Origin of the sequence: Kosakonia oryzendophytica (assembly GCF_027886705.1) — a bacterium.
Classification (GTDB): domain Bacteria; phylum Pseudomonadota; class Gammaproteobacteria; order Enterobacterales; family Enterobacteriaceae; genus Kosakonia; species Kosakonia oryzendophytica.
In genome coordinates this window covers 3884108-3904942 of record NZ_CP115659.1, presented here as the reverse complement: position 1 = coordinate 3904942, position 20835 = coordinate 3884108, and the positions used below count along the sequence as shown (strand labels likewise).

Annotated in this window: 20 protein-coding genes and 1 other annotated feature; of the genes, 10 read left to right on the top strand and 10 right to left on the bottom strand. The window is 54.8% G+C overall.

Annotated elements, in window-relative coordinates:
* Positions 1-27: 27 nt before the first annotated feature.
* Together rsmS and priC are read right to left on the bottom strand one after the other, a co-directional pair.
* A complete protein-coding gene (gene rsmS, locus O9K67_RS18930; RefSeq protein ID WP_071890056.1) occupies positions 28-174 on the bottom strand; it encodes a pleiotropic regulatory protein RsmS in 147 nt (48 codons plus the stop codon).
* A gap of 13 nt (positions 175-187) precedes the next feature.
* The gene (priC, locus tag O9K67_RS18925; protein ID WP_061497083.1) at positions 188-715 is read right to left on the bottom strand and encodes a primosomal replication protein N''; all 528 of its coding nucleotides are present in this window, start codon (positions 713-715) and stop codon (positions 188-190) included.
* A gap of 67 nt (positions 716-782) precedes the next feature.
* On the opposite strand from priC, the gene O9K67_RS18920 reads away from it, so the two are divergent.
* The 9 genes from O9K67_RS18920 to O9K67_RS18880 all read left to right on the top strand — a co-directional run bounded on the left by O9K67_RS18920 (position 783) and on the right by O9K67_RS18880 (position 10167).
* Complete coding sequence (locus tag O9K67_RS18920; RefSeq protein WP_061497082.1) at positions 783-1160, top strand: DUF454 family protein; 378 nt, start codon at positions 783-785, stop codon at positions 1158-1160.
* A 152-nt stretch (positions 1161-1312) separates the two neighbouring features.
* Positions 1313-1864, top strand: coding sequence for an adenine phosphoribosyltransferase (gene apt, locus O9K67_RS18915; RefSeq protein WP_061497080.1), 552 nt, complete (start codon positions 1313-1315; stop codon positions 1862-1864).
* A 121-nt stretch (positions 1865-1985) separates the two neighbouring features.
* Entirely contained in the window at positions 1986-3914 is a 1929-nt protein-coding gene (gene dnaX / locus O9K67_RS18910; protein WP_061497078.1) for a DNA polymerase III subunit gamma/tau, read from the top strand.
* Positions 3247-3311 (top strand) — a sequence feature (DnaX frameshifting element). Its footprint overlaps the gene before it by 65 nt.
* A gap of 81 nt (positions 3915-3995) precedes the next feature.
* A complete protein-coding gene (locus O9K67_RS18905) occupies positions 3996-4325 on the top strand; it encodes a YbaB/EbfC family nucleoid-associated protein (protein WP_023478246.1) in 330 nt (109 codons plus the stop codon).
* On the top strand, positions 4325-4930 hold the full coding sequence (gene recR, locus O9K67_RS18900) for a recombination mediator RecR (protein WP_061497075.1): 606 nt from the start codon (positions 4325-4327) through the stop codon (positions 4928-4930). Before O9K67_RS18905 ends, recR begins: the two co-directional genes overlap by 1 nt.
* Before the next feature lie 110 nt (positions 4931-5040).
* A complete protein-coding gene (gene htpG, locus O9K67_RS18895; RefSeq protein ID WP_061497073.1) occupies positions 5041-6915 on the top strand; it encodes a molecular chaperone HtpG in 1875 nt (624 codons plus the stop codon).
* 164 nt (positions 6916-7079) lie between these two features.
* A complete protein-coding gene (gene adk / locus O9K67_RS18890) occupies positions 7080-7724 on the top strand; it encodes an adenylate kinase (protein ID WP_061497071.1) in 645 nt (214 codons plus the stop codon).
* A gap of 112 nt (positions 7725-7836) precedes the next feature.
* A complete protein-coding gene (hemH, locus tag O9K67_RS18885; RefSeq protein ID WP_061497069.1) occupies positions 7837-8799 on the top strand; it encodes a ferrochelatase in 963 nt (320 codons plus the stop codon).
* Positions 8800-8862: 63 nt separating this feature from the next.
* Entirely contained in the window at positions 8863-10167 is a 1305-nt protein-coding gene (locus tag O9K67_RS18880) for an inosine/guanosine kinase (RefSeq protein ID WP_061497067.1), read from the top strand.
* Between the two features lie 123 nt (positions 10168-10290).
* On the opposite strand, the gene ybaL is transcribed toward O9K67_RS18880, so the two are convergent.
* Positions 10291-11967, bottom strand: coding sequence for a YbaL family putative K(+) efflux transporter (gene ybaL / locus O9K67_RS18875; protein WP_061497065.1), 1677 nt, complete (start codon positions 11965-11967; stop codon positions 10291-10293).
* Between the two features lie 227 nt (positions 11968-12194).
* Positions 12195-13394 carry an MFS transporter gene (locus O9K67_RS18870; RefSeq protein WP_061497063.1) on the bottom strand — a complete coding sequence of 400 codons (1200 nt, stop codon included), beginning with the start codon at positions 13392-13394 and terminating at the stop codon, positions 12195-12197.
* Positions 13395-13569: 175 nt separating this feature from the next.
* Between O9K67_RS18870 and ushA the strand changes: the two genes are divergently transcribed.
* Positions 13570-15222 carry a bifunctional UDP-sugar hydrolase/5'-nucleotidase UshA gene (gene ushA, locus O9K67_RS18865; RefSeq protein ID WP_061497061.1) on the top strand — a complete coding sequence of 551 codons (1653 nt, stop codon included), beginning with the start codon at positions 13570-13572 and terminating at the stop codon, positions 15220-15222.
* A gap of 7 nt (positions 15223-15229) precedes the next feature.
* Here ushA and ybaK read toward each other — a convergent pair whose 3' ends face one another.
* The 6 genes from ybaK to O9K67_RS18835 form a co-directional block, all read right to left on the bottom strand.
* Positions 15230-15709, bottom strand: coding sequence for a Cys-tRNA(Pro)/Cys-tRNA(Cys) deacylase YbaK (gene ybaK / locus O9K67_RS18860; RefSeq protein ID WP_061497059.1), 480 nt, complete (start codon positions 15707-15709; stop codon positions 15230-15232).
* A 78-nt stretch (positions 15710-15787) separates the two neighbouring features.
* Positions 15788-16597, bottom strand: a complete 810-nt coding sequence (locus O9K67_RS18855; protein WP_061497057.1) for a TraB/GumN family protein — start codon at positions 16595-16597, stop codon at positions 15788-15790.
* A gap of 82 nt (positions 16598-16679) precedes the next feature.
* Positions 16680-19178 carry a copper-exporting P-type ATPase CopA gene (gene copA, locus O9K67_RS18850; protein ID WP_061497055.1) on the bottom strand — a complete coding sequence of 833 codons (2499 nt, stop codon included), beginning with the start codon at positions 19176-19178 and terminating at the stop codon, positions 16680-16682.
* Positions 19179-19364: 186 nt separating this feature from the next.
* Positions 19365-19826 carry a YbjP/YqhG family protein gene (locus tag O9K67_RS18845; RefSeq protein WP_245191404.1) on the bottom strand — a complete coding sequence of 154 codons (462 nt, stop codon included), beginning with the start codon at positions 19824-19826 and terminating at the stop codon, positions 19365-19367.
* The gene (locus tag O9K67_RS18840; protein ID WP_061497051.1) at positions 19823-20191 is read right to left on the bottom strand and encodes a hypothetical protein; all 369 of its coding nucleotides are present in this window, start codon (positions 20189-20191) and stop codon (positions 19823-19825) included. Before O9K67_RS18840 ends, O9K67_RS18845 begins: the two co-directional genes overlap by 4 nt.
* Before the next feature lie 234 nt (positions 20192-20425).
* Positions 20426-20722 carry a TM2 domain-containing protein gene (locus O9K67_RS18835; protein ID WP_061497049.1) on the bottom strand — a complete coding sequence of 99 codons (297 nt, stop codon included), beginning with the start codon at positions 20720-20722 and terminating at the stop codon, positions 20426-20428.
* Between the last annotated feature and the right edge of the window lie 113 nt (positions 20723-20835).

Sequence of the window (20835 nt, the reverse complement as noted above, 5' to 3'; positions counted from 1 at the left end):
AGGCCTTCTCCCGTCACGGGAGAGGGCCTAACAGGATTCCAGTTTCTTCTCAAAATCCCGCTTCACAATCTCCAGTGCTTTTAACACCAGTTCCGGTGCCATCTCATGCTGTTCCAGCAACATAATCAAATCGACGGCCAGTTTGACTTCATCCGGGGCGTTTTCCAGTGACATGCTTACTCCTTGATTAACGGGTTATCTGCGCCAGTACACGCTCGATGTTATCCAGAGCGCTGCGGCATCGGGCAAGCCTTGCGGCTAACGCGGCCACTTCGTTATGCAATTGTTGCTGCTCGGCAAGCGTTGTCGCCTGACTTAAACGCTGCTCGCGCTGCTGCTGCATTTCCAACAGCCGACGTTCATAGTCTTGATGCTGTAAGCGCTTACGCTGCCAGCGCGCCACTGCGGGAGATGCATGATCCCATTCACGCAGCGACCAGACGGCGCTCTCGCGGGTTAAGGCGGCGATTTGCGCGGTCAGGTGTTCCGCCAGCCAGACGACCTGGGCAAGGCTGTTATTGTCAGCGGCATGGCGCAATGCCTGCATGTTATCCGCAATTTCATCCACATAAGCCTGCATGTGCGTACTGCGGGTACGGAAAAGGTGCCGATCGAAGCGTGGACTTACGGTCGCATGTTGCGCCAGCGGGGCGGCCTGCTGGCGCAGGACTGCCAGTTGCTGTTCCAGCCTCTGTAAAAGCGCGGCACTTTTCATGGATCTTCCCCTGTTAATTGACCTTCCTGTGCTACATTAGCCGTTCGTCTTGATAACGATTCGCATTATGCAACGTACTATTTTAATCATCATTGGCTGGCTGGCGGTAGCGCTTGGTACGCTTGGCGTGGTATTGCCTTTGTTGCCAACGACGCCGTTTATCCTGCTTGCGGCGTGGTGTTTTGCGCGTTCGTCGCCGCGTTTCCACCACTGGCTGCTCTACCGCTCCTGGTTCGGCGGCTATCTGCGTCACTGGCAGCAATACCGCGCAATGCCGCCCGGTGCAAAGCCGCGCGCTGTTGCTGTTATTCTGCTGACGTTCGCTGTTTCATTATACGTAGTGAAGATGATGTGGGTGCGCATTCTGCTGTTGTTTATCCTGGCCTGTTTGCTCATTTTTATGTGGCGTATCCCGGTGATTGATACAAAGCAACAAAAACCGTAAAGCGCAGCGAAGGCAGTTGCAATTGTCGCGCTCAGCCAGTAAATTCGAGCGTTTTCGAGCACGGGTGCGGCTGGTTAAATGTTAATCAGTGGTTACACTAAGCCTTAAAAGCGCGTACCGTGAGTAACACCGTTTCTATCAGGCAAATATCCATGACAGCGACTGCGCAGCAGCTTGAATTTCTTAAAGACAGCATCAAAAGCATTCAGGATTACCCGAAGCCGGGCATCCTGTTCCGTGATGTCACCAGTTTGCTGGAAGACCCGAAAGCGTATGCTCTCAGCATTGAATTGCTGGTTGAACGTTATAAAAACGCCGGGATCACCAAAGTAGTAGGGACTGAGGCGCGTGGTTTTCTGTTTGGCGCACCGGTTGCGCTGGGGCTGGGCGTCGGTTTCGTACCGGTGCGTAAACCGCGTAAACTGCCGCGCGAGACAATTTCCGAAAGCTATGAACTTGAGTACGGTACTGACCAGTTAGAGATCCATGTAGACGCCATTCAGGCCGGCGATAAAGTGCTGGTGGTGGACGATCTGCTGGCGACGGGCGGCACCATTGAAGCCACCGTGAAACTGATCCGTCGTCTGGGCGGTGAAGTGACCGATGCGGCGTTTATTATCAATTTGTTCGACCTTGGCGGCGAGCAGCGTCTGGAAAAACAAGGCGTTACCTCCTACAGCCTGGTGCCGTTCCCGGGGCATTGATTCTTCTGCCCGCGCATTCATCCTTCGGGCTTGCGCCTGAGGGATGAAGTGTATTAACAGCATATGCTGTGTTAGCATTATCCTTTCGTAAATTCACCTTCCAGCGTTTCAGAGCCTGCCAATGAGTTATCAGGTCTTAGCCCGAAAATGGCGACCACAAACTTTTGCTGACGTCGTCGGCCAGGAGCATGTGCTGACTGCACTGGCGAACGGTCTATCTTCAGGACGCATACACCATGCGTACCTGTTTTCCGGCACCCGGGGCGTCGGGAAAACCTCTATTGCCCGTTTGCTGGCGAAGGGGCTGAACTGCGAAACCGGCGTCACCGCAACGCCTTGCGGCGTCTGCGATAACTGTCGGGAAATCGAACAAGGGCGCTTTGTTGATTTAATTGAAATTGACGCCGCGTCACGCACCAAAGTTGAAGACACGCGCGACCTGCTGGACAACGTGCAGTACGCACCGGCGCGCGGTCGTTTCAAAGTCTATCTGATTGACGAAGTGCACATGCTCTCGCGCCACAGCTTTAACGCGCTGTTGAAGACGCTTGAAGAGCCTCCTGAGCACGTCAAATTTCTGCTGGCGACCACCGATCCGCAAAAACTGCCGGTGACTATTCTCTCCCGCTGCCTGCAATTTCATCTTAAGGCGCTGGATGTCGATCAGATCCGCAGCCAGCTTGAACATATTCTTGATGAAGAGAAGATTGAGCATGAGTTGCGCGCGTTACAACTGCTGGCGCGCGCCGCAGACGGCAGCCTGCGCGATGCGCTCAGCCTGACCGATCAGGCGATCGCCAGCGGGGACGGTAAACTCTCTGCGGCGGTGGTCAGCACCATGCTGGGCACGCTGAACGACGATCAGGCGTTATCGCTGATTGAAGCGGTGGTTGCCGCCAATGGCGAACGCGTAATGGCGCTGGTGAATGAGGCAGCCTCCCGTGGAGTCGAGTGGGAAGCGCTACTGCTGGAAATGCAAACGCTGATGCACCGCATTGCAATGGTTCAGTTGACGCCTTCGGCGCTCGGCAGCGACATGGCACCCGTTGAACATCGCGTGCGTGAACTGGCCCGCACGGTGCCGCCAACGGATGTGCAGCTCTATTACCAGACGCTGTTGATTGGCCGCAAAGAGCTGCCTTATGCGCCGGACCGTCGGATGGGCGTTGAGATGACACTGTTGCGCGCGTTGGCGTTCCATCCGCGGACACCGCTGCCTGCGCCTGAAGCCGTGCAACACGCTTTCGCGCCAGTTGCCCCCACTGCGGTGATGACACCGCAACAGGTCGCACCCGTAGCGCCTCCAGCCCCGCCGCACCATGATGCACCGATGCCGGATGCGACCAGCCAGGTGCTGGCAGCACGCAGGCAGTTGCAGCGAGCGCAAGGAACCGACAAAGCAAAAAAGAGTGAACCGGCAGCCGCTTCCCGCGCGCGGCCGGTGAATAACGCCGCGCTGGAACGACTGGCGTCGGTGACTGAGCGCGTACAGTCACGCCCGGCACCGTCGGCGCTCGAGCAGACGCCTGCGAAAAAAGAGGCCTATCGCTGGAAGGCCACGACCGTTGTTGAAGAAGTCAAAGACGTCGTTGCCACGCCAAAGGCGCTGAAAAAAGCGCTGGAGCATGAAAAAACGCCGGAACTGGCGAAGAAGCTGGCGGAAGAAGCCATTGAGCGCGATGCCTGGGCCCGCGAGGTCAGTCAGCTTAAACTGCCCAAACTGGTCGAACAGGTGGCACTCAATGCCTGGAGCGAGCAGGATGGCGAGCGTCTGTGTCTGCATCTGCGCAGTTCACAGCGTCACCTTAATTCGCAGGGTGCGCAGAAGGCCCTTAGCGATGCGCTGAGCGAATTACGCGGTACGGCGATTGAACTGACTATCATTGAAGATGATAATCCGGCGGTGCGTACACCGCTGGAATGGCGTCAGGCGATTTATGAGGAGAAACTTGCGCAGGCGCGTGAGTCGATTATTGCGGATAACAATATCCAGACCCTGCAGCGGTTTTTTGATGCAGATCTGGATGAAGAGAGTATCCGTCCCCTTTGACGGGCAGCTCCGGCTACCCGTTTTCAACCCTGAATGTGACTTATCACTCTGGTTAGTCACCACAGCTAAAGAGAGAAGCCTATGTTTGGAAAAGGCGGTCTGGGCAACCTGATGAAACAGGCCCAGCAGATGCAAGAAAAAATGCAGAAAGTGCAGGAAGAGATCGCGCAGCTGGAAGTGACAGGCGAATCCGGCGCGGGTCTGGTGAAAGTGACCATCAATGGCGCGCATAACTGCCGCCGCGTGGAGATCGATCCGAGCCTGCTCGAAGACGACAAAGAGATGCTGGAAGATCTCGTTGCCGCTGCATTCAACGATGCCGCTCGCCGTATTGAAGAAACGCAGAAAGAGAAGATGGCTTCTGTCTCTTCCGGTATGTCTCTGCCGCCAGGCTTTAAGATGCCGTTCTGATGCAGACCAGTCCGCTGTTAACGCAGCTTATGGAAGCGTTGCGCTGCCTGCCGGGCGTTGGCCCGAAGTCGGCGCAGCGTATGGCGTTTACGCTGCTGCAGCGGGATCGCAGCGGTGGTATGCGCCTGGCGCAGGCGCTTACCCGGGCAATGTCGGAAATTGGTCATTGTGCGGATTGCCGTACCTTTACCGAGCAGGAAGTCTGCAATATTTGCAGTAATCCCCGCCGTCAGGAAAACGGTCAAATCTGTGTGGTGGAAAGCCCGGCGGATATCTACGCCATCGAGCAGACCGGGCAGTTTTCCGGTCGCTATTTTGTGCTGATGGGGCATCTGTCACCGCTGGACGGTATCGGGCCTGATGACATCGGGCTCGACAGACTCGAACAGCGCCTGGCATCGGAAAAGATCCAGGAAGTGATCCTCGCCACCAACCCAACGGTGGAAGGGGAGGCAACCGCCAACTATATTGCGGAGCTGTGTGCGCAATATGGTGTGGAAGCCAGCCGTATCGCCCATGGCGTGCCGGTGGGCGGTGAGCTGGAGATGGTCGATGGCACCACGCTGTCGCATTCGCTGGCCGGTCGCCACAAGATTCGTTTTTAACCAAACGGAGGCAGAAATTTTTGCCTCCGCTTGAAAAGTGTTACGCCTGTCCCCACTTCTCCCTCAACGCATTTTTTTACCTTGTAAATGGCATTGTTGAGGTTTTCCCAATGAAAGGACAAGAAACCCGTGGTTTTCAGTCAGAAGTAAAACAGCTTCTGCACCTGATGATTCATTCTCTCTATTCGAACAAAGAGATCTTCCTGCGAGAGCTTATCTCCAACGCCTCCGATGCGGCGGATAAACTACGTTTCCGCGCGCTGTCCAACGCTTCACTCTATGAAGGCGATGGTGAGCTGCGCGTACGCGTCTCTTTCGATAAAGAGCAACGTACGTTGACGATTGCTGATAACGGCATCGGGATGACCCGTGATGAAGTGATTGACCATCTGGGAACCATCGCTAAATCCGGCACCAAAGCGTTCCTTGAATCTATGGGTTCCGACCAGGCAAAAGACAGCCAGTTGATTGGTCAGTTTGGTGTGGGGTTCTATTCCGCTTTTATCGTTGCCGATAAAGTCACCGTGCGTACCCGTGCGGCAGGAGAGAGCGCAGAAAACGGCGTCTTCTGGGAATCCGCAGGCGAGGGGGAATACACCGTTGCCGATATCACCAAAGCCGATCGCGGTACCGAAATCACCCTGCATCTGCGTGAAGGGGAAGATGATTTCCTCAATGATTGGCGTGTCCGCTCCATCATCAGCAAATATTCCGACCATATTGCGCTGCCGGTAGAGATCGAAAAACAGGAAGAGAAAGACGGCGAAACCCTCGTTAGCTGGGAAAAGATCAACAAAGCGCAGGCGCTGTGGACCCGCAACAAGGCTGAAATCAAAGACGACGAGTACAACGAGTTCTACAAGCATATTGCTCACGACTTTACTGACCCGCTGACCTGGAGCCACAACCGCGTCGAAGGGAAGCAGGAGTACACCAGCCTGTTGTACATCCCGTCGCAGGCACCGTGGGATATGTGGAACCGCGATCATAAGCATGGTCTGAAACTGTATGTGCAGCGCGTATTTATCATGGACGACGCCGAACAGTTTATGCCGAACTATCTGCGCTTCGTGCGGGGGCTGATTGATTCCAACGACCTGCCGCTTAACGTCTCCCGTGAAATTCTGCAGGACAGCAGCGTGACCCGCAATCTGCGTTCAGCGTTGACCAAACGTGTTCTGCAAATGCTGGATAAACTGGCGAAAGATGACGCGGAAAAATACCAAACCTTCTGGCAGCAGTTCGGTCTGGTGCTGAAAGAGGGGGCGGGCGAAGACAGCGGTAATATTGAAGCAATTGCCAAACTGCTGCGCTTTGCTTCTACGCACACCGACTCTTCAGCGCAAACCGTGTCGCTGGAAGAGTATGTGTCGCGCATGAAAGAAGGGCAGGAGAAAATTTACTTTATCACCGCCGACAGCTATGCCGCTGCGAAGAGCAGCCCGCACCTGGAGCTGCTGCGTAAGAAAGGCATCGAAGTGCTGCTGCTTTCGGATCGCATTGATGAGTGGATGATGAGCTACCTGACCGAGTTTGACGGTAAGGCATTCCAGTCTGTGGCGAAAGCCGATGCGTCGCTGGAAAAACTGGCTGATGAAGTGGATGAAAGTGCAAAAGAAGCCGAAAAAGCGCTGGAACCGTTCGTTGAGCGCGTGAAAACGCTGCTGGGCGAGCGCGTCAAAGAGGTGCGTCTGACGCATCGTCTGACCGACACGCCTGCGGTTGTCGTCACCGACGCGGATGAAATGAGCACCCAGATGGCGAAACTCTTCGCCGCTGCGGGCCAGAACGCGCCGGAAGTGAAATACATCTTTGAACTGAACCCGGATCATCCGCTGGTGAAACGTGCGGCGGACACCCAGGATGAGGCGCAGTTTAAGGAGTGGGTCGAGCTGTTACTGGATCAGTCCCTGCTGGCTGAGCGCGGTACGCTGGAAGATCCGAACCTGTTTATCAAACGCGTAAACGCGTTGTTGATGGCGTAAGGTTCTGCGTTACCCTCATCCGCGCGGTGGGGGTAACACTTTATTTCTCTCATTCATTCTCATTAACCGTTTCAGCCGTCCCGCCTTCCTTGAGCCATCCTCGTTCTGGTGGTATCTTTTAGCGCTTTTGAAAAATTGAACCAACATTTGAGGGGATTTCCGCAATGCGTATTATTCTGCTTGGCGCTCCAGGCGCAGGTAAAGGAACTCAGGCGCAGTTCATCATGGAGAAATACGGTATTCCGCAAATCTCCACCGGCGACATGCTGCGTGCGGCTGTGAAATCCGGCAGCGAGCTGGGCAAACAGGCCAAAGACATCATGGACGCGGGTAAACTGGTTACTGACGAACTGGTTATCGCGCTGGTAAAAGAGCGCATTGCTCAGGAAGATTGCCGCAACGGTTTCCTGCTCGATGGCTTCCCGCGTACGATCCCGCAGGCTGATGCCATGAAAGAAGCGGGCATTGCGGTGGATTTCGTACTGGAATTCGCCGTGCCGGACGAACTGATTGTCGACCGTATTATTGGTCGCCGTGTCCACGCTGCCTCTGGCCGCGTTTATCACATCAAATTCAACCCGCCGAAAGTCGAAGGTAAAGATGATGTGACCGGCGAAGATCTGACCACCCGTAAAGACGACCAGGAAGAAACCGTGCGTAAGCGCCTGGTGGAATACCATCAGATGACCGCGCCGCTGATCGGCTACTACCAGAAAGAAGCGCAGGCGGGCAACACCCAATACGCCAAAGTTGACGGCACCAAAGCCGTGAACGAGGTGCGCGCTGAACTGGAAAAAATCCTCGGCTAATGCCTCTCTCCCCGGCTCTCTTGCCGGGGAGTTTCAACAATCACTGCAATTGGTTCCGTTTACGCGCGTTTCGGCTACAATTATCAACCAGTTAAATGGTTAAGAGGCGCGAATGAGTCAGGCGAAAACGGGCATTTTGTTGGCCAATCTTGGCACCCCCGATGCACCCACCCCCGAAGCAGTTAAACGCTATCTGCGGCAATTTTTGAGCGACAGACGCGTTGTGGATACTCCGCGATTGTTGTGGTGGCCGCTGCTGCGCGGCGTGATCCTGCCCCTTCGTTCTCCTCGCGTGGCAAAACTTTATCGCTCCATCTGGATGGAAGAAGGTTCGCCACTGATGGTTTACAGCCGCAGGCAGCAACAGGCGCTGGCGGCGCGACTACCGGATGTGCCGGTTGTGCTCGGCATGAGCTATGGTTCTCCTTCGCTGGAGAGCGCGGTCGATGAGCTGCTGGCGCAGGACGTTGAGCATATTGTGGTGCTGTCGCTCTATCCGCAATACTCCTGCTCCACCGTCGCGGCGGTATGGGATGAACTGGCGCGAATTCTGGCGAAAAAACGCCATATTCCCGGCGTCTCCTTTATTCGCGATTATGCCGATGACACGGACTATATTACGGCGCTGGCAAACAGCGTTCGTGCTTCTTTTGCGCGACATGGCGAGCCAGATTTACTGCTGCTCTCTTATCACGGCATACCTCAGCGCTATGCTGCCGAAGGGGATGATTACCCGCAGCGTTGTCGCGATACCACCCGCGAGCTGGTTTCCGCACTCGACTTGCCGCCGGAAAAAGTGATGATGACCTTCCAGTCCCGCTTTGGTCGCGAACCCTGGTTAACCCCCTATACCGATGAAACGCTGAAAATGCTTGGTGAGAAAGGCGTGAAGCATATTCAGGTGATGTCACCGGGTTTTGCTTCCGACTGCCTGGAGACGCTGGAGGAGATTGCGGTACAAAACCGTGAATTTTTCCTCGAAGCGGGCGGGGAAAAATATGAGTACATTCCGGCGCTTAATGACACGCCGGATCATATCGAGATGATGGTGAATCTAACGGCGAAATATCGTTGATCGCGCGGCGGGCCGTGAGTGTGTTACCATCCACAGCCCGAATGTTGATCCCTTATCGCAACCATGAAATTTCCCGGTAAACGTAAATCCAAACACTATTTCCCCGTCAACGCCCGCGATCCGTTATTGCAGCAAATCCAGCCTGAGAGTGACGTCAGTACCTGCTGGGTGGTTGGCATTGACCAGACGCTGGTGGATATTGAGGCAAAGGTGGATGATGCGTTTATTACGCGTTATGGCCTGAGTGCCGGGCATTCTCTGGTGATCGCGGATGACGTTGCCGAAGCACTGTACCAGGAACTGGTGCAGGAAAACCTGATCACCCACCAGTTTGCTGGTGGCACCATCGGCAATACCATGCACAACTACTCGGTGCTGGCGGATGACCGCTCGGTTCTGCTTGGTGTGATGTGTGAAAACGTGAAGATTGGCAGTTATGCCTACCGTTATCTGTGCAACACCTCCAGCCGTACCGATCTGAACTATCTGCAAGGGGTAGACGGCGCGATTGGTCGTTGTTTCACCCTGATTAACGACAGCGGCGAGCGTACGTTTGCGATAAGCCCGGGCCAGATGAATCAACTGCGTGCCGACAGTATCCCGGAAGCGGTGATTGCAGGGGCTTCTGCGCTGGTGCTCTCCTCTTACCTGGTGCGCTGCAACCCCGGTGAACCGATGCCAGAGGCAACCCTGCAAGCGGTAGCGTATGCCAAAAAGCATAATGTTCCGGTGGTGCTGACGCTGGGTACCAAATATGTGATTGCTGATAACCCGCAGTGGTGGCGCGATTTCCTTAAAGAGAACGTCTCCATTCTGGCGATGAACGAAGAGGAAGGGCATGCCCTGACGGGCGAAAGCGATCCGTTGCTGGCCGCCGATAAGGCGTTGGATTGGGTTGATTTGGTGCTCTGTACCGCCGGGCCTGTCGGTTTGTATATGGCAGGCTTTACGGAAGACGATGCGAAACGCAAAACGCAACACCCCCTGTTACCGGGCGCAATTGCCGAATTCAACCAGTTTGAGTTCAGCCGCGCGCTACGCCACAAAGATTGTGAACACCCGCTGCGTATCTACTCGCACATTGCGCCCTATATGGGCGGCCCGGAAAAAATCATGAATACCAATGGTGCAGGCGATGGTGCATTGGCCGCGTTGCTGCATGATATCACTGCCAATAATTATCACCGTGCCAACGTTCCCAACTCCAGTAAGCACAAATTTAACTGGCTGACCTATTCGTCGCTGGCGCAGGTCTGTAAATACGCCAATCGCGTAAGTTACCAGGTGCTGAATCAGCATTCACCACGCTTAACGCGTGGCTTGCCGGAGCGAGAAGACAGTCTCGAAGAGGCGTACTGGGAACGTTAATTTTCCAACAGTGATTTGATGAAAACCGGTAAAGCGCTGCTTGCCGGTTTTTTTTATGTGCGTGTATCAAAGGGTGGGTTCTATGTAATAAAGAAGCAGGCTATGCGCCTGCTTCTTTGCTTCTTAACCTGTGACCGCCTCTTCAACCGGCGGTTTCTCCAGCAGCGTATACATAGTATTGGCGATCTCGCGCTCACCCATCACGACCTGATTTGCGCCGCGTTCAGTGATGTAATCCACCTCATCGTCATAATGCGCACGGGCAATAATCTCAATGTGCGGGCATTTTTCCCGGGCGCTGGCGACAATTTCTCCGGCCTCATAACCGTTGGGGATGGTCAACAGCAGCCAGCGTGCGCAATCCAGATGCGCCAGGTTCATAATTTCTTCGTTCGCGGCATTCCCCAACACTGCGCGGATACCACGCTCTCGCAGTTCATCCACACGGGTTCGCGAGGTTTCAATCACCACCAGCGGGATGCCCTGCGCCATCAGTTTTTCACCCAGCAGGCTGCCCACGCGACCAAAACCAACCAGTAACGCGTGATTGCAGATGTCCACCGGGATCTGTTTCTCTTCTTCAATCGCTTCTTCCAGCGTTTGCTCTTCCAGCGTCTCGGTTTTATCGAGGTATTTCTCCAGCGTCGCAAACAGTACCGGGTTGAGCATAATGGATAGGATCGCACCCGCCAGCACCAGGTTTTGACCCGCCTGCGGCAGCAGATCCAGCGCCATTCCCAGCCCGGCAAGAATAAAGGCAAACTCACCGATTTGCGCAAGGCTGGCGGCGATGGTCAGCGCGGTGCGCGGCGAGTGGCCGAACAAACGCACCAGGAAGAAGGCGGCAACGGATTTACCGAAAATGATAATCGCCAGTGTACCCAGCACGGCCAGCGGTTGCTCAATCAGGATCAGCGGGTCGAACAACATACCGACGGAGACAAAGAACAGCACCGCGAAGGCATCGCGCAGCGGCAGCGTATCGTGCGCGGCACGGTGGCTCAGTTCGGATTCGTTCAGTACCATTCCGGCAAAAAAGGCCCCGAGCGCGAAAGAGACATCAAACAGTTCGACTGCGCCAAACGCGATGCCCAATGCCAACGCCAGCACGGAAAGGGTAAACAGTTCGCGGGAACCCGTGGCGGCGCTGCGCGCCATAATCCACGGTACCAGACGGCGGCCGACCAGCATCATAATGGCAATAAACGCCACCACTTTGCCGATGGTAATGCTCATATCGAGGGCCAGCGATGCCAACCCGACATCGCCTTTTTCCGTCATGCCGGCGATGGCGGGCAACAGCACCAGCGTTAATACCATCACCAGGTCTTCGACAATCAGCCAACCGATGGCGATTTGCCCGCGCTGGCTATCAATAAGCTGCCGCTCCTCAAGCGCGCGCAGCAGCACAACGGTACTGGCGGTGGAGAGACACAGCCCAAACACAATACCGGTCATTAACGACCAGCCAAGCGTTGCGGAAAGCGCCATACCCAGAAGCGTGGCGACAGCAATTTGCGCGATCGCTCCGGGAATGGCGATGGACTTTACCGCCATCAGATCCTTCAGTGAAAAATGCAGGCCGACGCCAAACATCAGCAATATCACGCCCAGTTCAGCCAGTTCCGGTGCCAGTTGCGTATCTGCCACAAAACCGGGCGTAAAAGGACCGGACAGCACACCCGCGAGTAAATAGCCCACCAGTGGCGAAATCCGGAGTTTGTTGGCAAGCATGCCGAGAATAAAAGCGAGCACAAGGCCGCCGACAATGGTGGTGATTAGCGGGGTGGCGTGATGCATTCCGTCTCCTTTCGTTGATGCGGGGATCCCAGGGCGATAAGGCGTAACTGCGTTACAGTTTATGACAATTTTGGCCAGTATGTTTATGAATAATTGTTGAATTATGAAGAAAATGGCAATTTGGACGAAATAAATCGCCAACCGGGTCTTCCGTAACAGAAATCGTGCGCCAGCGGCATGCCAGCAAGAAGGAAGGCGGCCAAAGAGATATTTTGGCCGCAATGAAATCAGGCTTCGGGGCGGTTATCAGGCAGGAATATCGTCAGGATCCCCAGCAATGGGAGGAAAGCACATATTTTATAGACCAGATCGATACTGGTGTGATCGGCAATCAGCCCCAGCACCGCTGCGCCAAGGCCACCCATGCCGAAGGCAAAGCCAAAAAACAGACCGGAAACCATACCGATACGACCCGGCAGCAGCTCCTGCGCATAGACCAGAATGGCTGAAAACGCCGACGCGAGAACAAAACCAATGATTACCGTCAAAATGCCGGTCCAGAACAGCGTTGCATAGGGTAAAACGAGCGTAAACGGCGCGACGCCGAGGATAGAGCCCCAAATAACATATTTTCGTCCAATTTTGTCGCCCAGCGGCCCGCCAACCACGGTTCCTGCCGCGACGGCAAAGAGAAAAATAAACAGGTGCATCTGCGCGTTTTGCACTGACAAATCGAACTTATGCATCAGATAAAAAGTGAAATAACTGCTGATGCTCGCCATATAGAAGTATTTCGAGAAAATCAGGATCAGTAATACACAAACCGCCAGCACCACCTTGTTTCGCGGCAGCGGATTCATCACTGAAACGGATTTTTTACCTTTATTGACCCGATGTTGCGCGGCATACCAGCGGCTGACCTGCAACAACACAATAATCGCCAGCAGTGCAGCAAGGACAAACCAGGCGACATTACCTTTACCGTACGGAGCAATAATCACCGCCGCCAGCAGCGGGCCGAGAGAACTGCCAAAATTTCCTCCCACCTGGAAAATGGATTGTGCCAGACCGTGGCGCCCGCCAGACGCCATGCGTGCTACACGGGAGGATTCCGGGTGGAAGACCGATGAGCCCGTACCGACCAGAGCGGCAGCGATCAATACCGTACCGAAGCTCCCCGCCAGCGCCAGCAACACCAGCCCACTAAGGGTAAAGCACATACCGATGGGCAGAGACCACGGCATCGGGTGCTTATCGGTCCAGTAGCCCACCACAGGCTGTAACAGCGAAGAAGCAATCTGGAAGGTCAGCGTGATCAGGCCAATCTGCACAAACGACAACGAAAAATCGGCCTGCAATAACGGATAAATGGCCAGCAGCAGGGACTGGATCATATCGTTGAGCAGATGCGAAAGGCTGATCGCGCCAAGAATACCGAACGATGTACGCGCGGCAGGGGGTGTCTGCTGCGTTTCACTTATTGCCATAAATACCACGTATGTTGATAAGAAGAGGTGGAGAGTGTCAGAAAGGTAAATCGTTATCTGGCTAACATACCTGTGCTGAAGGTTTGAAGGAAGTCGCAATGCTGAAAACGTATTTGTCTATTATCCTTAGGCACTGTAATTTCTCAGTTTTATTAATGGGGTCAGGGAGAGAAGCATGCAATTGATAAAGAAGAGTATGGCGCTGGCGTTGCTGGCGGCGATGGGGCTGGCAAGCTGGCAGGTACAGGCTTACGAGCAGGATAAAACCTATAACGTCACCATTTTGCATACCAACGATCATCATGGTCACTTCTGGCGCAGCGATTACGGCGAATATGGACTGTCGGCGCAAAAAACGCTGGTGGACGGCATCCGTAAAGAAGTGGCCGCCCAAGGCGGTAGCGTATTGCTGTTGTCCGGTGGCGACATTAATACGGGGGTTCCGGAGTCCGATTTACAGGATGCGGAGCCCGATTTTCGCGGCATGAATCTGATCGGTTACGATGCGATGGCGGTCGGTAACCATGAGTTTGATAACCCGCTTAGCGTGCTGCGTCAGCAAGAAAAATGGGCCAAATTCCCGTTCCTCTCAGCCAATATTTACCAGAAAAGCACCGGTGAGCGACTGTTTAAACCGTGGATGATCTTCAATCGCCAGGGTCTGAAAATTGCGGTGATCGGCCTGACAACCGACGATACCGCAAAAATCGGCAATCCGGAGTTTTTCACCGATATTGAATTCCGTAAACCCGCGGATGAAGCCAGGCTGGTGATTGATGAGCTGAAGCAGAATGAAAAACCGGATGTGATCATTGCCACCACTCATATGGGGCATTACGACAACGGTGAGCATGGCTCCAATGCGCCGGGCGATGTCGAAATGGCGCGCAGCCTGCCGAAAGGCGCACTGGCAATGATTGTGGGTGGTCACTCACAAGACCCGGTATGTATGGCCTCGGAAAATAAAAAGCAGGTCAATTATGTGCCTGGTACGCCGTGTGCGCCGGATCAGCAAAATGGCATCTGGATTGTGCAAGCGCATGAATGGGGCAAATATGTGGGCCGCGCCGACTTCCAGTTCCGTAATGGCGAGATGAAACTGGTGCGCTACCAGCTTCTCCCGGTCAACCTGAAGAAGAAGGTGACTTACGACAACGGCCAGAGTGAACGCGTACTCTACACCCCGGAAATTGCAGAGAACCCGCAAATGCTCTCCCTGTTGACCCCGTTCCAGAACAAAGGCAAAGCGCAACTGGAGGTCAAAATCGGCAACACTAACGGTCACCTGGAAGGCGATCGCAGCAAAGTGCGTTTTGTGCAAACCAACCTGGCGCGCGTCATCCTGGCAGCACAAATGGCCCGCACCAACGCCGATCTGGCGGTGATGAGCGGTGGCGGCGTTCGTGACTCGATTGAAGCAGGCGACATCACCTATAAAGATGTGCTGAAAGTGCAGCCTTTTGGCAACACGCTGGTGTATGTCGATCTCGACGGTAAGGCATTGACCGACTACCTGACAGCAGTCGCGCAGAAAAAACCGGACTCCGGGGCATATCCGCAGTTCGCTAACGTCAGTTTTGTGGCGAAAAACGGCAAACTGAGTGATGTGAAAATCAAAGGCGAACCGATTGATATGGCAAAAACCTACCGCCTGGCGACCCTGAGCTTTAACGCTACGGGTGGTGATGGTTATCCGCGCCTCGACGATAAAACCGGTTATGTGAATACCGGCTTTATTGATGCCGAAGCGCTGAAAGAGTACATCCAGAAAAATTCACCGCTGGATGTGAATGCTTACGAACCGAAAGGTGAGGTGAGCTGGCAGTAACCCGGCCTCAATCGCGGCGGGCGATATCGGCAAATTTTGCGTCCAGCATCTTTGCCAGATCGCTCGCCGCAAGTTCAATATCCAGCCCCCGTTTGCCGCCGGAAACATAAATCGAGGCAAACTCTTGCGCGGGCGCATCAATCAGCGTCGGCAGCCGTTTTTTCTGCCCCAGCGGGCTAATACCGCCCACCAGATAGCCGGTCGTGCGCTGCGCCACCATCGGGTCGGCCATATCCACTTTTTTTGCGCCGAGCGCTTTGGCGACCTTTTTCAGATCCAGTTGCCCGGCGACAGGCGTCACCGCGACCGCCAGATGTTTCATGTCGCCATTGATCGCCACCAGTAGCGTTTTGTAGACCTGGTCAGCATTCAGTCCCAGTTTACGCACCACTTCGTCACCAAAATTGGTTTCATTGGGGTCGTGATCGTAGGTGTGCACCTGAAACGAGACGTTGTTTTTTTCGAGTAATTTCACGGCGGGAGTCATAGCAATCCTTCTTACCACAGTAATCTGACGCGACCAGCATACGCCTTTGTTGGCGCATGAAAATAGTACCATCTTGCGCTATTGCGCCATTCTCTGTCGCAGCAGTAAGGGTAAATTGCCGTCGCCATACAGATGCAGTGCTCCGGCGGCAACGACATAGCGTCCCGGCGGCAGGGCAAACAACTGCTCGCACCATGCCTGGTTACGCTGTTGCATCAGTACTTCATGCAGCGGCTGGCTAAACGTACCCGGCAGTTCCATTTCGTTTTCCGCTGGCGCGTGTTCCAGCCACCAGCTCATCATGACCTGCAATAAGCGCGCATTATCATGCCAGTGGGTGAGTGTATCCTGTAGCAGTTCATTACCTCCATCCGGTAATGCACGCAGGAGGTCAAGCTGGCTGCTGGTGCCCTCCAGTTCGAGGATCCTGACCTGGTATTGTTGCGCCGCGCGCAATAACTGGTAATCGATGCCGTACTCCGGGCGTAACCCCAGGCGCTGAGCTTGCGTTGCCTGCAACACCAGCGCGATATGCCAGGCGGGACGGTGTTCAAACTCCTCCCGCGAGAGCGACAAGGTTTGCAGCGTCTTATCCAGTTCCTCCAGCAAGGCAGGGGAAAGGCGTTGTTCAAGGGGGGCGACAGGGGGAAGATTATCGAAAGGGGAATCGGAACCCGCGACATCGGCTTCCACGATCAGCGCATCGGCCTCGCGCAATTTTTGCAGCAGGGCATCAGGCAGGGGCGACATACCCTGCGTCCCCATATGGATGCTGCCGACCAGATGCAACAACCGATTACCGGGCAGCGTAATATCCTGAGCGGGCCAGCGATAACGGCGCACCAGCAGCGCACGAAAAAACGTTTTCAAGCGTTGAAACAGGGCCATACGCGCTTCCTGAAAAGAAAACGCCATGCTAACGCGCAGCGCAGGAAGGTGTAAACCCCGCCGGTGACCGGCGGGGGAAAGGTTATTGACGCGGTGTGAAACGCAGCAGGCGGTTGGCGTTGCTCACCACAGTAATGGAGGAAAGCGCCATTGCCGCACCCGCCACCACCGGGTTGAGTAATGTGCCGGTCAGCGGCCAGAGAATGCCTGCCGCCACCGGAATGCCCAGCGAATTATAAATAAACGCCCCCAGCAGGTTCTGCTTCATATTGCGCAGCGTGGCTTTGGCAATCGCCAGTGCATCCGCAACACCCAGAAGGCTGTGGCGCATCAACGTGATTGCCGCCGTCTCAATCGCCACGTCGCTGCCGCCGCCCATGGCGATACCAACATCCGCTTGTGCCAGTGCGGGAGCATCATTGATACCATCGCCAATCATCGCCACCTGGCGACCCTGCTGTTGCAGTTTTTTAATGGCGTCGGCTTTACCGTCCGGCAATACACCGGCAATCACGTCATCAATGCCTGCTTCCTGCGCAATGGCCTTTGCAGTTGTGGGGTTGTCGCCAGTGAGCATCACCAGTCGGTACCCGGCGCGGTGTAAACGTTGCAGCGCGTCAACACTGTCTTCACGCAACGGATCACGAATGGCAAACAGCGCCGCAGCTTCGCCGTCGATTGCCAGCAGCACAGGTGTTGCACCGCGGCTGGCTTGTTCGCTTATCTCAGCCTCAAGCGCGTGCGTATCAACGTTCTGTTCAGCCAGTAGCGCCTGATTACCCAGCAGAACGTTGCGCCCGTCTATCTGGCCGCTGACGCCCAAACCGCGCAGTGTGCGGAATTGATTAACCTGCGGTAGCGTTTCGGCGGCAGCTCTGTCCAGGATCGCCCGCGCCAGCGGGTGGCTGGAGCCCTGTTCCAACGCAGCCGCCAGACGCAGTGCAGTGTTTTCATCGACGGAGAGCGTTTTAATGCTCACCACTTCAGGTTTACCGAGGGTCAGTGTGCCCGTTTTGTCAAACACCAGGGTATCCAGCGTACTGGCGCGTTGCAGCGCATCGGCATCACGGATCAGCACACCAAACTCCGCAGCGCGGCCGACACCGGAAATAATCGACATCGGTGTCGCCAGTCCCAGCGCACAGGGGCAAGCGATGATCAGCACGGTAGTAGCGATCACCAGCGTATAGACAATCTGCGGCGACGGGCCGAAGAAAAACCAGATGGCGCCGCTCAACAGTGCGATTGCCACCACCACCGGCACAAACACGGCAGAGATACGGTCGGCAAGCTGACCTATTTCGGGTTTACTGCTTTGCGCCTGGCGCACCATGCGGATGATGCGTGACAGGGTGGTATGGCTCCCTACGGCGCTGGCGGTAAACAAGACGCTACCGTCTTGCACCACGGTTCCGGCATGAATGGTGTCGCCGTCGCCTTTTTCCTGCGGGATCGGTTCACCGGTGAGCATCGCTTCATCGAACCAGGCCTCTCCCTGGCTGATTTCACCGTCCACCGGAACCCGATCGCCGGTCGTCAGACGCAGCGTCATCCCCGGCTGCACCTCAGCCAGCGGCACGCTTTTCTCACCGTCGGCGGTCACGACACGCGCTGTTGGCGGGGTTAAATCCAGTAAGCGCTCCAGCGCTTTTGATGAACGCTGGCGCGCACGCGCCTCCAGCATATGACCGAGATTAATCAGGCCGATGATCATCGCGCTGGCTTCGTAGTAGAGATGCCGCGCTTCCATCGGGAACCAGTGGGGCCAGATGTTGACGCTCATCGAGTAGAGCCAGGCAGCACCCGTGCCGAGTGCCACCAGCGTATCCATGGTGGCGCTGCCGTTACGCAGGCTTTTCCATGCGCTGGTGTAAAAATGACCACCCGCTACCACCATGACGGCGAGGGTGATAAGACCGATAACCAGCCACAGCGATCGGTTGGCGTCGGTCACCATCATATTGTCGCCCAGCATCCCCCATACCATGATCGGCACGCCAACCAGCAAGGCAACAATGGCCTGCCAGCGAAAGCGTTTCAGGGTGGCGAGGGCGGTTTCTTGCTGACGTTCACGCCGTTTAACGTCATCTTCAATGGCTTCTGCGCCGTAGCCGGCCTGCTCGACGGCGTTGACTAATTCTGTGGCGGGCGCGCTGCCCATGACCAGCGCGGTGCGCTCCGCCAGGTTAACCCGTGCCTGTGTAACGCCGGGGACTGCCTGCAAGGCTTTTTGCACCCGGGAGACACAACTGGCGCAGCTCATGCCGTTGATCAACAGCTGTTGGCTGTCGTCAACGTTATCGGCTGCCGGAAGCTCAGAAGTGGCCGCTGTCAGTGCTTCCGACGGGAGTGATGACTCTGCCAGCGGTTTAGCCTTTGGGTGGCTTACGCTCGCACCGTAGCCGGCTTCCTGTACGGTGGCGATTAACGCGTCAGCGCTGGCGCTACCGGTGACTTCCGCACGTTCAATGGTGACCTCTGCATGTTCGACGTCCGGTCGTTTTTCCAGACTCTCTTTCACGCGTTTAACGCAATGGCCGCAGGAGAGGCCATCAAGGGTTAGCTCTATAGTGTGAGACATACTCGATCTCCTTAATGATGATGCTGAATAGTGACTGTGATGAAGCTTAAACCTTCCATCAAGGGGAAGGTCAAGGGCGATCCGCAAAGAAGGTGGGCGTTGTCCTCTGCTCTGCAGCGCTGCTGCAGAGCATCACCATAAAAAAGCCCCGCGATATGAGCGGGGCTTAGGGCTGATTGGGTTGCGTTAATAGAGCTTCTGCTCGTAATGGTTTCCGGCGTCAACGACTCGCCATATTTTCCATTTGCCCTCTTCCTTACGCGTCCATACCTGAAGATGTTTTGCCTTGTTATTTTCAATACCCAGCGAAACGTCCAGTTTCATGCTGTCTCCGTCTGGTTTGGCGGGGGAGACATTAAGGCGCGCAATCCATGCCGGGTCATAGTCCTGGCAATAGGTGAAATAATCTGAGCCCAATAATTCCTGTTCAGGCATGTCATAAATAACGGCCATTCGCGCCAGTAATTTCTTCGATGCCCATTGCTGCATGGTTTTCGTTTTAATCAGTTCATCCGGCGGCGTTTTGCCAAATTCATTCAGATAATAAGTGTAAAACGCCGTGATCTCTTTCTGTACATCCGTTCCGGTGTTTGCACTTGCGAAAGGAAGGTAAAGCGCCAGCAATAATGACAGTACGTAACGCATCATTTTTTCCTGTAGATAACATACGGTGGGTGGAATCTGCGATAGCCGGGGCCGGGGTACATGTCCCGTTGTTTAAAATCTGAATACCAGTTTTTGCCGTCAAACATCGTCATATGGCCACTGATATTACCGCCTGGATAAGGCTGGATAATGGCAACATCGCCTTTTTCCGGCGCAGCCGAAGCGGGTAATGCTGTAAATCCTGCTTTTAACAGCGAGTCACCATAATCTTTGGCATCGCCTGTTCTGATAAGGTTGATTCCGCCTGCCGATATGGCCTGACGTGTGTAGGTAGCACATTCTGAGCGCGATTTCGCTCCGGCATGTTTCACCAGGTACGCCACCGCTGCATCTTTATCCCATGCCATAAACATCCCTTTAGAGAAAAGAGTAAACATAAGGTATCACAAAGCGCAGCCATGCTACCGAACGCTAACAGGCTGAAAATAAGAGTAATCTTATTTAATGGCAAAGTTCGGCTGCTGATGCAGGAGCGGTTATTTCGCGCGAACGCGCGTTGTTACCGGGAGAGGCCTGTCGGGCGAGAATAAAAAATAAAGCCCCGCATAGTGCGAGGCTTGACGCGTAAAGAGGGCAGATCATTAACCGTATTTACGGGCAAATTCCTGATCGGAATTGCACAGGTAAATAATAAATTCGATAAACGCGATGATGGAAGGAATAAAGGTCCAGCAGAACAGGAGATAAAGAATACCCTGGCCTGTTTTCCCTAAATAAAATTTATGCACGCCAAATCCACCAAAGAAGAAAGCAAGCAGTGCGGCGGTAATGCGGCTTTTGGTTCCCGCCACGGCCTGTGGTGCGCCGCAACTCGGGCAGGCAACCGCTTCTTTATGAATTTCCTTTCCGCAACCACGGCAAAACGCCATATCACTCATAACAACTCCTGTGTGTAAATCATTTATCATTCTTTGAAACATCCGGCCACATGTTATAGCGAAGCGGTAACAGGGGTAAATAAAAAATGTATTGGCAACAATGATATATTTGT

Coding starts and splice junctions, on each gene's coding strand:
- rsmS (WP_071890056.1), bottom strand. CDS start 174: ATGTCACTGGAAAACGCCCCGGATGAAGTCAAACTGGCCGTCGATTTG.
- priC (WP_061497083.1), bottom strand. CDS start 715: ATGAAAAGTGCCGCGCTTTTACAGAGGCTGGAACAGCAACTGGCAGTC.
- O9K67_RS18920 (WP_061497082.1), top strand. CDS start 783: ATGCAACGTACTATTTTAATCATCATTGGCTGGCTGGCGGTAGCGCTT.
- apt (WP_061497080.1), top strand. CDS start 1,313: ATGACAGCGACTGCGCAGCAGCTTGAATTTCTTAAAGACAGCATCAAA.
- dnaX (WP_061497078.1), top strand. CDS start 1,986: ATGAGTTATCAGGTCTTAGCCCGAAAATGGCGACCACAAACTTTTGCT.
- O9K67_RS18905 (WP_023478246.1), top strand. CDS start 3,996: ATGTTTGGAAAAGGCGGTCTGGGCAACCTGATGAAACAGGCCCAGCAG.
- recR (WP_061497075.1), top strand. CDS start 4,325: ATGCAGACCAGTCCGCTGTTAACGCAGCTTATGGAAGCGTTGCGCTGC.
- htpG (WP_061497073.1), top strand. CDS start 5,041: ATGAAAGGACAAGAAACCCGTGGTTTTCAGTCAGAAGTAAAACAGCTT.
- adk (WP_061497071.1), top strand. CDS start 7,080: ATGCGTATTATTCTGCTTGGCGCTCCAGGCGCAGGTAAAGGAACTCAG.
- hemH (WP_061497069.1), top strand. CDS start 7,837: ATGAGTCAGGCGAAAACGGGCATTTTGTTGGCCAATCTTGGCACCCCC.
- O9K67_RS18880 (WP_061497067.1), top strand. CDS start 8,863: ATGAAATTTCCCGGTAAACGTAAATCCAAACACTATTTCCCCGTCAAC.
- ybaL (WP_061497065.1), bottom strand. CDS start 11,967: ATGCATCACGCCACCCCGCTAATCACCACCATTGTCGGCGGCCTTGTG.
- O9K67_RS18870 (WP_061497063.1), bottom strand. CDS start 13,394: ATGGCAATAAGTGAAACGCAGCAGACACCCCCTGCCGCGCGTACATCG.
- ushA (WP_061497061.1), top strand. CDS start 13,570: ATGCAATTGATAAAGAAGAGTATGGCGCTGGCGTTGCTGGCGGCGATG.
- ybaK (WP_061497059.1), bottom strand. CDS start 15,709: ATGACTCCCGCCGTGAAATTACTCGAAAAAAACAACGTCTCGTTTCAG.
- O9K67_RS18855 (WP_061497057.1), bottom strand. CDS start 16,597: ATGGCCCTGTTTCAACGCTTGAAAACGTTTTTTCGTGCGCTGCTGGTG.
- copA (WP_061497055.1), bottom strand. CDS start 19,178: ATGTCTCACACTATAGAGCTAACCCTTGATGGCCTCTCCTGCGGCCAT.
- O9K67_RS18845 (WP_245191404.1), bottom strand. CDS start 19,826: ATGATGCGTTACGTACTGTCATTATTGCTGGCGCTTTACCTTCCTTTC.
- O9K67_RS18840 (WP_061497051.1), bottom strand. CDS start 20,191: ATGGCATGGGATAAAGATGCAGCGGTGGCGTACCTGGTGAAACATGCC.
- O9K67_RS18835 (WP_061497049.1), bottom strand. CDS start 20,722: ATGAGTGATATGGCGTTTTGCCGTGGTTGCGGAAAGGAAATTCATAAA.